At 31.7% G+C, this 11,142-nt stretch carries 13 protein-coding genes and 2 riboswitches; of the genes, 3 read left to right on the top strand and 10 right to left on the bottom strand.

The genetic code is table 11. The features are described 5' to 3' along the window. Positions 1 to 248: 248 nt before the first annotated feature. Complete coding sequence (locus ACI32A_RS04370) at positions 249 to 557, bottom strand: hypothetical protein (protein WP_439753810.1); 309 nt, start codon at positions 555 to 557, stop codon at positions 249 to 251. A gap of 33 nt (positions 558 to 590) precedes the next feature. Between ACI32A_RS04370 and ACI32A_RS04365 the strand changes: the two genes are divergently transcribed. Together ACI32A_RS04365 and ACI32A_RS04360 are read left to right on the top strand one after the other, a co-directional pair. Next, a complete protein-coding gene (locus ACI32A_RS04365; RefSeq protein WP_439753809.1) occupies positions 591 to 1,586 on the top strand; it encodes a nucleotidyltransferase family protein in 996 nt (331 codons plus the stop codon). Further along, positions 1,573 to 2,127: a YdcF family protein gene (locus ACI32A_RS04360; RefSeq protein ID WP_439753808.1), complete on the top strand. Its 555-nt coding sequence runs from the start codon at positions 1,573 to 1,575 to the stop codon at positions 2,125 to 2,127. Before ACI32A_RS04365 ends, ACI32A_RS04360 begins: the two co-directional genes overlap by 14 nt. Here the strand turns inward: ACI32A_RS04360 and ACI32A_RS04355 are convergent. From ACI32A_RS04355 to metK, 8 genes are all read right to left on the bottom strand, one after another. After that, complete coding sequence (locus tag ACI32A_RS04355; RefSeq protein ID WP_439753807.1) at positions 2,116 to 2,838, bottom strand: energy-coupling factor transporter transmembrane component T family protein; 723 nt, start codon at positions 2,836 to 2,838, stop codon at positions 2,116 to 2,118. The genes ACI32A_RS04360 and ACI32A_RS04355 overlap by 12 nt on opposite strands. Next, entirely contained in the window at positions 2,835 to 4,265 is a 1,431-nt protein-coding gene (locus ACI32A_RS04350; RefSeq protein ID WP_439753806.1) for an ABC transporter ATP-binding protein, read from the bottom strand. The genes ACI32A_RS04355 and ACI32A_RS04350 overlap by 4 nt, the downstream gene beginning before the upstream one ends. Continuing rightward, a complete protein-coding gene (locus ACI32A_RS04345) occupies positions 4,265 to 4,837 on the bottom strand; it encodes an ECF transporter S component (RefSeq protein ID WP_439753805.1) in 573 nt (190 codons plus the stop codon). Before ACI32A_RS04345 ends, ACI32A_RS04350 begins: the two co-directional genes overlap by 1 nt. Before the next feature lie 11 nt (positions 4,838 to 4,848). Continuing rightward, positions 4,849 to 5,481, bottom strand: coding sequence for a YkoF family thiamine/hydroxymethylpyrimidine-binding protein (locus ACI32A_RS04340; RefSeq protein ID WP_439753804.1), 633 nt, complete (start codon positions 5,479 to 5,481; stop codon positions 4,849 to 4,851). A gap of 86 nt (positions 5,482 to 5,567) precedes the next feature. Further along, positions 5,568 to 5,669: riboswitch (TPP riboswitch) on the bottom strand. Positions 5,670 to 5,741: 72 nt separating this feature from the next. Beyond that, positions 5,742 to 6,659 carry a nucleotidyltransferase family protein gene (locus ACI32A_RS04335; protein WP_439753803.1) on the bottom strand — a complete coding sequence of 306 codons (918 nt, stop codon included), beginning with the start codon at positions 6,657 to 6,659 and terminating at the stop codon, positions 5,742 to 5,744. Positions 6,660 to 6,698: 39 nt separating this feature from the next. After that, on the bottom strand, positions 6,699 to 8,042 hold the full coding sequence (locus ACI32A_RS04330) for an MATE family efflux transporter (protein ID WP_439753802.1): 1,344 nt from the start codon (positions 8,040 to 8,042) through the stop codon (positions 6,699 to 6,701). Positions 8,043 to 8,082: 40 nt separating this feature from the next. Next, a complete protein-coding gene (locus tag ACI32A_RS04325) occupies positions 8,083 to 8,850 on the bottom strand; it encodes a ZIP family metal transporter (RefSeq protein ID WP_439753801.1) in 768 nt (255 codons plus the stop codon). Positions 8,851 to 8,890: 40 nt separating this feature from the next. Then, the gene (metK, locus tag ACI32A_RS04320; RefSeq protein ID WP_439753800.1) at positions 8,891 to 9,991 is read right to left on the bottom strand and encodes a methionine adenosyltransferase; all 1,101 of its coding nucleotides are present in this window, start codon (positions 9,989 to 9,991) and stop codon (positions 8,891 to 8,893) included. 36 nt (positions 9,992 to 10,027) lie between these two features. Further along, a riboswitch (SAM-I-IV-variant riboswitch) is annotated at positions 10,028 to 10,154 on the bottom strand. Positions 10,155 to 10,275: 121 nt separating this feature from the next. Here metK and ACI32A_RS04315 point away from each other — a divergent pair. Then, positions 10,276 to 10,623, top strand: a complete 348-nt coding sequence (locus tag ACI32A_RS04315; protein WP_439753799.1) for a hypothetical protein — start codon at positions 10,276 to 10,278, stop codon at positions 10,621 to 10,623. Positions 10,624 to 10,873: 250 nt separating this feature from the next. Here the strand turns inward: ACI32A_RS04315 and ACI32A_RS04310 are convergent, their stop codons facing one another. Then, positions 10,874 to 11,089 (bottom strand): hypothetical protein, encoded by a 216-nt coding sequence (locus ACI32A_RS04310; RefSeq protein ID WP_439753798.1) that lies wholly within the window; start codon positions 11,087 to 11,089, stop codon positions 10,874 to 10,876. Positions 11,090 to 11,142 lie beyond the last annotated feature (53 nt).

Here is an 11,142-nt window from a genome sequence, read left to right as displayed (position 1 = left end):
CACTGAATACCAATGTGGATCCATCAAACTGTAAAGTACCAGTAACGTGTACCTCTGGTATGGACTTGACTTGAGTATGATGAAGGAGATCGTTTTCTTCAATCGCAATCCATTCATCAATTTTTATTGTATGATTTTGTGCGTTTAGAAAATCTTTTTTAGTAAATTTCACGATCCTCACCTCATGTCGCATTGAATATTATAAACAAATCAAATCTTAAAGTCAATATGAATTGGATTGAATTCTTCTAAAAAAAGAGTCCAATTCTTAGTAAAACTGAAACAAAAAATAATAAAAAACTAATCATTAATAAAATAATGGAAGCTTTTATTGATTTTTCTTTTTCTATATGAAGAATTGCCAGCAGCAATTGACAAATACAAATCACATTTAAAATAGTGCTAACTAATATAATGATATCAAATAAATATTGTATTATCGTAAAAAAATTGGAATACATCGAAATCGTAATAAAACCCATTTGATATATTTGTAAAACAAATAAAAACATTGAAAAAATCAAGGTCAGCTGTATTTGATTTTTTTTACAATCCATACGAATTTCTCCTTTTTATGATACTATAATACCATGAAAACAACGGGAATTATTGCTGAATATAATCCTTTTCATCAAGGTCATATATATCATATACAAAAAACCAAAGAAATTACACAATGCGATTGCTTAGTTGTCATTGTTTCTTCTTTTTATTCACAAAGAGGCTTACCAAGCTTTTTATCCCGCTATGACAAAACGAAATTAGCTCTCGAATACGGTGCAAACCTTGTTTTGGAATTACCAGCTTGTTTTGCGTGTCAAAGTGCTGATTATTTTGCCAAATATGCCATTCAATCTTTGTCTTGTTTAGACATAGATACTCTTTGTTTTGGATCGGAAACCAATAATATAAGTTATCTGGAATCTATTGTTTTAAAAAATAAAATCAATCCTAGATTTAATATTAATCAAAATCAGGATTTAAATTTATGTCCTAATGACATTTTGGGATTTCAATATATTCGATATTGTAAAGAATATAAAATAAATCCTGTTTCCATTCAAAGAAATGAAACCTTTAAAAGTGCAACACAGACAAGAATAGATGCCTATAAAGAACAACAAGACTTTCAACAATATTTTCATTTAGAACAAAACTGGAATCATTATTATCCGTATTTGCGATTGATTCTTCAAATGAGTAAACCAGAAGATTTGGCTCAATTTCATTTAGTCAATGAAGGCATTGAATATCGATTGATTCAAGCAAGTCAATATAAATCATGGAATGAATTTTTAAATACCTGTGTTTCTAAAACATATACAAAAGCTCGTATTCAAAGAACATGTATAATGATTCTTCTTCAAATCAAAAAAGAAGACATGCCTTCTTCTTTTTCTGGTTGTCGTGTATTGGGATTTGACAAAGTCGGTCAAGCTCTTTTAAAAGAAAAAAAAGATAAAAATATTTATACAAAATTTAAGGATTTACCACCTTTCTTACAAGAAATCGAAAGAAAATCCAAAGCATTGTATACTACATTTTCACAAATAGAAGATCAGGTGATTCTTTATGATCGTGATTAGTTTCATTTTGGCTGGAATCCTTATTTTATATTTTCTTTATTTTCCACCCATTCCCAGAAGAAAAAAAGTCTATGACTATGCCATTGTATTAGGGTGTCCCAATCGAAAAGATGGAAGCCTATGTACTTCTCAAATTAAGCGATGTGAATTAGCCATGCAAGCCTATCAAAAAGGATACTATAAGACAATGGTTATAACAGGTGGTGCCAATCGAAATCATTATATTGAAAGTATAGAAATGAATAAGTATATTCAAGATAGAATGGCTATTCCTTATATTTTAGAAACAAAATCAAAAAATACATTTGAAAATTTTGAATATAGTCATGAATTAATAAAAGATGCATCGGTATTAGTTATTTCTTCGCAAACCCATATTAAAAGAGCCTGTGCCATTTGTAGAAAATATTTTAAAGACTATTCAGGTATTTATTATCCAGAACATAGAATCAAACATATTACGCGTGAATTCTTTGCGCGCTGGATTTATATTGGAAATGATTTGAAAAAGAAAAGCGAGAAAATCTCGCTAAAAAAATAAAAACATGCTTGAAATCATACAAATTGAAAGAACGATATCTAGAAGTGTTACTTTTGGAATACTATGATACGTTCTTTTTTCTTTTCCACTAAATCCTTTGGATTCCATAGCCATCGCTACACTTTCCGACCATCGAATACTATTAACCAACATCGTAAATAATACATTGAAAGATAGTGCATGTGGATGGAGTCCTTTTATTTCATAAGCCAGTTTCACATTGTGATATTCTTTTGCCATATCTGGAAATAGATGAAAAGCTGCCAATATGCCATAGGCATAAACAGGCGATAAATGGCATTGATGAATTAGACTTTGAATAAATGTATTTCCATCCGTGGATAACGAAAACAAAATACCTAAGCCCGCAAAAGCTAGTAATCGAGTAGCTAATTGTAAACCCGTTTGAATGTTTTGATTCATAGCCATTTGTAAAATAAAAGGAAGCGTCGTATCTTGTATCTGTGTAATGTCATTTCCCTTAGCATGAAGCATTCCCATCATAAATAAACCAAAAGCCGCAATACTGGCTGGAATTAATAATTTGATGATCGTTTTAATTTTGGCATTTGAAAAGAAAATCAAAGACAAAATTGAAGTGCAGAATACAAATAAATTGAGTTGAATATTGTATTGAAAAGCCAGTATAAAAACACAAATAAAAATCGAAATCATTTTTATACTGGGATTCCAGTTGTCAATCAATTTCATAGTTCACTCTCTCTTTCAATGTACTTCAGTGTCTGATTTTCAAATTTATAAATGCGATTGGCCCATGTATACGCCAAAGAAATATCATGCGTAATAAAAATCACACTTAATCCTTCTTCTTTTATTTTTTTCTGTAACTGTTCCATTATAACTTTTGTACTATGATCATCTTGTCCATATGTCGGTTCATCCAGCAACAATACTTTTTGTCCCGTACATAAAACCGATAAAACAGCTAAGCGTCTTTGCTGGCCTTGACTTAACATATATGGAGAAAAAGAAATATATTTTTCAAGTCCATAGTCTTTTAATAAAGAATCTATATTTTCTGTTTTATGCCAGATTTCTAAGCTTTTTTTGATTTCTTCTTTTACATTTTGACTTAAAAACTGGTTCTCTGGATTTTGAAAAACCATTCCAATATTTTGATATAATTCTTTTTTCTTCATTTTTTTGATTGAAGTATGATTGAATTCGATATTTCCTGTAAAAGGATGTTGTTTTAAAATTGATAAAAAAGTAGTGGTTTTTCCGCATCCGCTTTTTCCAATAATGGCACTCATTTGTCCTTTATAAAAAGTCGCATTTCCATTTTTTAATAAAATAGATTGTTCTTGTGTTATATTTACATTTTTTAATGACAAGATAATTTCATTTGATGGATTTATTTTAATTTGTTTTTTCTTTTCAAAAGGATAACACAAACCTTCTTTTATAAACAATTCTTTATATTGTTCAATGTTATTTAATTCAATTCCTCTTTGAAGTATTTTTCCATTAGAACAAATCATAATTTCATCCACAACATCCATCCATAAATCGGCTTTATGATCAATCACTAAAATTGTATGTCCTTGTTTTTTTAGTTTCACAAGTAATTCAATGATTTCTTTGGCATATTCTATATCAATATTGGCAAAGCTTTCATCTAAAATTATACAACGACTTTTTAAGATAAATATACAAGCCAACATGGCTTTTTGTTTTTCTCCCCCTGATAATGTATGTAAATCACGATGAAGTAAGTGTTCAATTTTCATTTGTTGAACACATTCCTGTATTCTTTCATCCATTTCTTCTTTTGGCACTTGCATATTTTCTAAACAAAAATATAATTCATTTTCAAGTGTATCCATACAAAATTGAAGATTAGGATTTTGAAACATCAAAGAAATGTTTTGTACTCTTTGAATGGGATTCATTTCTTTAATAGATTGTCCAAATAAGAATATGTCTCCACTTTCTAATTTTCCTCCATTTTCTGGATATAAAGAAGCCAACACATAAGCCAATGTACTTTTTCCACATCCACTTTTTCCCATAATCAATGTGATTGTGTTTTCTTGTATGTCACAACTTAAATGATTAATCACATTGTCTTTTTCATATCGAAAAGTTACATCTTGAATGGAAATCGCATTTGACATTATTTTATTTCCTTTTGAGAAAGTGCATATCCTTTTAATAAACCAGCTTTTGTTAAGTTATTGGCTAACATTGGTGTTAAAATTCCATCAAAAACAATAGCACTGATAATTCGAACACCCAGCATAATCAATAAAATATAAACGGCAATCTGGTTGTATCCACTAATAACTAGATTGTATCCAAGTGTAACAATGGAACAAACAATAGCTGCTTCTATCATTGTTTTCCTGTCATATTTTTTATAACCTTTTAATGCAATAACCAATTCAAATCCTAACCCCTGTACGATTCCAGATAAAATAATAATCGGTCCAAAATAATTTCCCAATAAACATTCAATGACAGCTGCTAAGACTTCAGCTAAAATACCACAACCTGGTTTTCTCATAACATAAATTCCAAAGGCACCTGCCATAAAGTAAATGCCATAAAAGGGTTCATAGCCTAGAGATCCCATTCCAAGTGGTGTTAATAAACCATATAAAAAGCCTCCAGCATAGGTACATCCTAAATAAACAACGCCAAATAATACACCGCAAATAGCGATTAATAATACATCTTTTAATTTCATTTTTCTTCCTCTCATTCTTTTGTTGGACTGTTACAATTCATTGTAAAATGTAATACATAATGACTGACTTCTTGTTCCATGGTTTGACAAATTTTTTCTAAAAAATCAAAAATATCTTGTACATCGCCATCAATTCGAGTGGCATAGTGAATGGTTTGTGGATTTAAACCTGCTTCCTGTGCCATATACCAGACATGAGCAATTTGATCGATATAGTTTTCATTTCCTAGTGGGTATAACGCAATTTTACAATTCACATGAAAATGTTTATCTTTAATATATTCTTGATTCGGTGCTTTTCCTTCAAAAGATAAAAAACTATCGCCTTCAATATCCCCTGGACATCCTTTTGAGAATTGTCCCTCTAATGCCATATGAACATCTTTTCGATACGCATTGATAAATAATGCCTTTAGCGCATCCACTACATATTCTAATTTTCCGCGATAAACTGTAGAAAGTGCATCTGTCTGGCTCCATATAGCACTGGTATTGGTTTGATTTAAAGACCCAATAATCAGATCAATAAAATCATCGCTCATGGGATATAACGTAAAGCGACAACCAGAAATTGGTAAATCTGTACCCGTTCCTTGCCATGGCAAATCTTTACGATTACATCCGCTGCAACATTCTTTTTCCATATCCTTCCTCCTTCAAACAAAATAAAAAAGGATCCTTTCTTCATAAGAAAGCATCCTGTACAAACAAAAATAGTAAAATCTCTATTTTCTACAAAGAATTGCTTCCCTACGCTGGTATTGTCCAGATCAGGTAAAAAGAGTTAGATGGATTCATCTTCTCAGCTCTAAGAGCACCCCTAGAATCTTTGTCCTTTTTTAAATTGTGTTATAACTATACATCGATATAAAAAAATGGTCAAATAAAAAAGGCAATCATGCCTTTATTTCCATAATTTTTCTGGATAAATGCCTTGTTCAATTAATTGCGCAAATTCATTTTGAACACGTTCTTTATCTTCTAGATATGTAATTCCAAACCAGTTGTCTTGTGTTTCCAATACTTTAACCTTTGTTTTGTTTTCTTTTAACAATTGACCCACAATTTCTGGTAATAGATATTCTTTTGTTTTTGGATTAAAATCCGATAAATGACTTAAAAATTCTTTAAATCCTTTGTCTAGATATTCAATGAAGTCTGGATACCCTGCCCACATATTCATGCTGGCTTTATGGTCCAATGTAATCCATTCTTGTACATATGCATTATCACATACAATTTTGTCATTAACTTGTTGAATGCCTCTTGTTTCATAAATATCTGCTAAATATTCTTTGTCATCCACAATACAAATTCCACGAGTCACACTTCCGTTTTTACTTAATGTGTTTTTTAAAATGAAACCAGCCATTGCCATGTTATAGTAATCGGATTTTGCTTCATTGGAAACTAAGAAATCATGTAGTTTCACAAAAGCTTCTTTTCCATAATAATCATCGGCATTAATGATCACAAAAGGTTCTTTCACAACATCTTTACAACATAAAATAGCTTGTCCAGTTCCCCATGGCTTTGTTCGTCCTTCTGGTACCGTAAATCCTTTAGGGATATCTTCTAAACTTTGGTATACGTATTCAACGTTGATATATTGTTCAATACGATTCCCAATTTTTTCTTTAAATTCTTTTTCAATGTCTTTTCGAATGATGAAAACGACTTTATTGAATCCAGCTTCCATCGCATCATAGATGGAATAATCAATAATCAATTCTTTGTGTTTTCCCATTTCGGTTAATTGTTTGATGCCACCACCGAATCGTGAACCAATTCCAGCGGCCATAATAATTAAAGTTGTATCCATTTTATCAATTCCTTTTCGTATTAAACATTATAACATATTCTATTTCGAAAAAGCGTAAATTAACTGTTTTGTGCACTTTCTGTAAAAAATAATCATTATAATGGCATTTAAAACCCATGTAAGTGGCCATCCTAAGAAAACAGTCACCAATTGAGGATGGAAACGAGTCGCAATATATAAATAAAGTTGTCGTAAAATCACGAAACAAAATATCATGGAATACATAGGTATTTTAGATTGTCCTATACCTCTAAGTGCACCAGCACTAATATGGCAAACTGGTAAAAAGATATAGCCGAAGGCAAAAACCGATATCATGGTCATACCAGCTTGAATGGCTTGTGTATCATTGGTAAAGAGTCCAATCAGCCATTGGCTATTGAAATATAGAAGCATGGATCCTATAAAAATAATGGTTGTACACATCGATAATGTAATTCTGAATCCTTTTTTAATGCGTTCAAATTGATGAGCACCATAGTTTTGTCCAACAAAAGTCGTAACAGCCATAGAAAAGCTTTGAATAGGAAGTTGAAGAAAGCCATCTAATTTTACAGTTGTACTATATCCAGCTATGGCACTGGCTCCAAATTTTGAAATATAGGATTGTACCAGTACATTGGAAAAAGAAACAATACTATTTTGAATGGCAGCAGGAAAGCCAATAGATATAATACGAGAAAGCATATTTTTATGAAGACGAATTTCTTTGATTTTTACTTGATATATTTCTTTTGTATGTGTTAATTGAAATAAAACAAGAAGTGCAGATACAAATTGTGCCAGTGTAGTGGCAATGGCAACGCCTTGTACGCCCCAGTGAAAGACAAGTACAAATATTAAATCAAAAATAATATTTACAATACTAGATATCATCAAATAAATTAATGGTTTTTTAGAATCGCCTAAAGCTCTTAATATGCCAGAAGCCATATTATAAATCAACATAAAAGAAATACCAGCAAAATAGATTTGTAGATAAGAAGTCGCTAAGGGTAATACTTCCTGGGGTGAGCCAATCATATGTAGAATGGGTTTTGCCATGGATATTCCAGCAATGGTAAATACAATACATAAAATAAAGGTAAAAGCCAAAGAAGTATGAATCGCATCTTTGCATTCTTGATAGCTTTCACTTCCATAATATTGACTGATAATCACGCCAGCTCCTGTGGATAAGCCCATAAATAGTCCCACTAACATATTAATTATGGAAGTGGATTGACCTACAGCAGCTAAAGCATGAGAAGATATATAGTTTCCTACTACATAAGAGTCTACGGTATTATAAAGTTGTTGAAACAAGTTTCCAATTAATAAGGGAATGGAAAAATAGAAAATAGATTTCCATATGCTTCCTTTTAATAAATCTGTATTTTTCATAATCGTCTCCAAACAAAAAGTAGAATCTCAAATTCTACTTTTATCCCAATGTAATATCTAACACCATCATCAATGCAAAACCTATCATAAAACAAATCGTTGGCCAGTTAGAATGATTTCCTTGTGACATTTCCGGTACCAATTCTTCAACAACGACATAGAGCATAGCCCCAGCCGCAAAGCTTAAAAAATAAGGTAAACAAACAAGTATCCATTTTGAAAATAAAATAGTAACAATACTAGCCAATGGTTCTACAATTCCAGATAAAGCCCCTAACACAAAAGCTTTGTGTTTAGTCATTCCCTGACTTTTTAATGGAAGCGATAAAATAGCCCCTTCTGGAAAGTTTTGTATCGCAATTCCAATAGCCAGTGCAAAAGCCCCAAAGAAAGACAATTCCACTTGTTGTGATAATACACCCGCAAATACAACACCTACAGCCATTCCTTCTGGTACGTTGTGTAAAGTCACAGCCAAAATGAGTTTTGTCGTCTTGGATAAATGACTTTTGGGTCCTTCTTCTTCGTTATTGACATGCATATGCGGAATGACATGATCTAGCAGCAATAATAAAGCCACTCCAAGCCATAACCCCACCAATGCCGGAACAAAACTGAACGTTCCTAAATGAGAGGATTCTTCAATAGCTGGTAAAATCAAGCTCCAAATCGAAGCTGCTACCATGACTCCACTGGCAATTCCGCTCATGCATCTTGTCATATTCTGGGTGCAATTTTTCAAAAAATAAACACAGGCTGCGCCTAGTGCTGTTCCTAAAAAAGGAATCCAAATACCTAACCAAATCATATAGTTAGTATAGTTGAATTCCGATTTTAAAACAAATGATTTACTTCATTTCTTTAATTTTTTCCCAGCTGAATTGAGGATCACCAAAGTGTCCGTAACAAGATGTTTTTTCATAAATTGGTTTCTTTAAATCCAATTCACGAATGATATTTCCGACTTCAAAATTAAAATTACGTTTAATGATTTCTAATAATTCTTCATCACTTTGTTTACCCGTTCCAAATGTATCGACACATAAAGAAACAGGATGGCTTTTACCAATAGCATAAGCGGCTTGTACTTCACAACGAGAAGCTAAACCATTGGCAACTACATTTTTTGCGACATAACGACAATAATACGCAGCGCTTCGATCGACTTTTGATGGATCTTTTGAAGAGAAACATCCACCTCCAATGCGTCCCATGCCTCCATATGTATCGCAAACAATTTTTCTTCCTGTTGTTCCAGAATCCCCAAAGGAACCTCCTACCACAAAGCTTCCAGATGGATTGATCAGAAATTTTGTGTTTTCATCAATTAAAGATGGATCGATAACAGGAGAAATGACTTCTTCCATAATTAGTGTTTTTAAATCCGATTGGGAAATAGAAGCAGAATGTTGAGTAGAAACAACAATGGTATCAATTCGTTTCACTTTGTTGTCTTTATATTCAACCGATACTTGTGTTTTTCCATCGGGTTTAATAAATGGATTGCCTGCTTTTCGAACACGTGTTAATTGTAAAGCCAATTGATGGGCATAATAAATAGGGGCTGGTAATAATTCTTTGGTTTCATCACAAGCATAGCCAAACATAATCCCTTGATCCCCTGCTCCTACTTCATCATTTTCCTGATTTGTAACAGCACTATTGATTTCTGAAGATTGTTTATTCACTTTTACAAAAACCGTATAATCTTCTGTATATCCAATTTTTCGAATAGTATCTTTGGCAATTTTTTCATAATCAATATGCGCTTTTGTATTGGCTTCTCCATAAATTAATACAAAATCATCTTTAATAGTCGCTTCCACTGCCATTTTACTTTCTGAATCTTGTCTTAATGCTTCATCTAAAATAGAATCCGCAATTTTATCACAGACTTTATCTGGATGTCCTTCTGTGATACTTTCACTGGTAAAAATAAAATCTTTCACGTTTATAACCTCCTTACAATAAAAAAAACGTGCGATAAGAAGCACGTAACTTGAAATATGTCTTCTTATCTATGTTAGTTGAACCACCTTGTCCACTGTTTTTGTTGACAGGTTGGTGTGAAGTCACTGAGCTAACCCTCTACTTCATCTCTTGATAATGTATATGTATTATAGCAATTTCTTTTTATATTGCAAGCATAACATATTATTTTGTATTATTATTTTTTATTGCTATTGATGTTAATATAAATTATAATGAAAATAACAAAAGAAAGGAGACAAACATGAAATCATTTCGAAGTGTTTCATTTGATTCAGATACTTTTACAATATTGGATGGTACAACAGGTACTTATAATCTTTGTGATATTGATAAAATATGGATTTTGAATGAGAAAGCAAGCAAAAGAGGAAAACAAGAACCTTTTCTGGCTCTAGTCCCAAATGGTCCTTTACCTACCGGTATTTTTTCTGAGCCTTATTTATTTGTAGGATTAAAAATAATAATGAAAGATGGAACAATTTGTGCTATTTATGTTTCTAAAGAAAAAACACAAGTTGGTACAGATCAATATAAAGACGATCGAAAAGAAGCAGAAGCAATAAAAAAAATAATTGCATCCTATATTTAAAAACGGAAGAAACTTTCTTCCGTTAAATAAATTTTGATAAACAATCATGAATAACCAGATGATTCTGTATAAACCACCATAAAAGAAGAAAGAATAGCTCCCGGGGCCAATCAATCGCATAAACCATCAATTTGTGTTTGGTGCATCTTTCTTTTCATTCTATTCTTACTTTCTATTGCAAAGATTGTATCCCTTTGGTGAAACGAATCCTTCCATTAATTTTCCCCTAGGCAATCACAATTTAAGCGTATTAATTTGCATTTCCTACTAAAATCCAATCTCCAATCCATTGTTCTTTTGTATAGTTATACAACCGTTTGTATAATTTTCCGTCCATTGTTTTATACTTCCAACCAATAATATCTGCTCTTGGTTCTATTTGAACTAGATTTTCTTGTGCAAAAACCGGTTGAACAAAAGAGAAAACACATGCCATTACCAAACATAATGCATATATTTTTTTCATAATTTTCACTCCTTAACTATTTTCATTCCAGATTCAATGAATTCAGTTGGATC

The sequence above is a fragment of the Floccifex sp. genome (genome assembly GCF_051873555.1).
Classification (GTDB): domain Bacteria; phylum Bacillota_I; class Bacilli_A; order Erysipelotrichales; family Erysipelotrichaceae; genus Floccifex.
Note: the sequence above shows the minus strand (reverse complement) of the source record. Positions and strands in the feature narration are given on the sequence as shown.

Bases quoted from the DNA above. Each gene is read 5' to 3' on its own strand.
- ACI32A_RS04325 (WP_439753801.1), bottom strand. From the start codon at position 8,850: ATGATTTGGTTAGGTATTTGGATTCCTTTTTTAGGAACAGCACTAGGC.
- ACI32A_RS04315 (WP_439753799.1), top strand. From the start codon at position 10,276: ATGAAATCATTTCGAAGTGTTTCATTTGATTCAGATACTTTTACAATA.
- ACI32A_RS04370 (WP_439753810.1), bottom strand. From the start codon at position 557: ATGGATTGTAAAAAAAATCAAATACAGCTGACCTTGATTTTTTCAATG.
- ACI32A_RS04345 (WP_439753805.1), bottom strand. From the start codon at position 4,837: ATGAAATTAAAAGATGTATTATTAATCGCTATTTGCGGTGTATTATTT.
- ACI32A_RS04335 (WP_439753803.1), bottom strand. From the start codon at position 6,659: ATGGATACAACTTTAATTATTATGGCCGCTGGAATTGGTTCACGATTC.
- ACI32A_RS04355 (WP_439753807.1), bottom strand. From the start codon at position 2,838: ATGAAATTGATTGACAACTGGAATCCCAGTATAAAAATGATTTCGATT.
- ACI32A_RS04310 (WP_439753798.1), bottom strand. From the start codon at position 11,089: ATGAAAAAAATATATGCATTATGTTTGGTAATGGCATGTGTTTTCTCT.
- ACI32A_RS04360 (WP_439753808.1), top strand. From the start codon at position 1,573: ATGATCGTGATTAGTTTCATTTTGGCTGGAATCCTTATTTTATATTTT.
- ACI32A_RS04365 (WP_439753809.1), top strand. From the start codon at position 591: ATGAAAACAACGGGAATTATTGCTGAATATAATCCTTTTCATCAAGGT.
- ACI32A_RS04350 (WP_439753806.1), bottom strand. From the start codon at position 4,265: ATGTCAAATGCGATTTCCATTCAAGATGTAACTTTTCGATATGAAAAA.
- ACI32A_RS04330 (WP_439753802.1), bottom strand. From the start codon at position 8,042: ATGAAAAATACAGATTTATTAAAAGGAAGCATATGGAAATCTATTTTC.
- ACI32A_RS04340 (WP_439753804.1), bottom strand. From the start codon at position 5,481: ATGGAAAAAGAATGTTGCAGCGGATGTAATCGTAAAGATTTGCCATGG.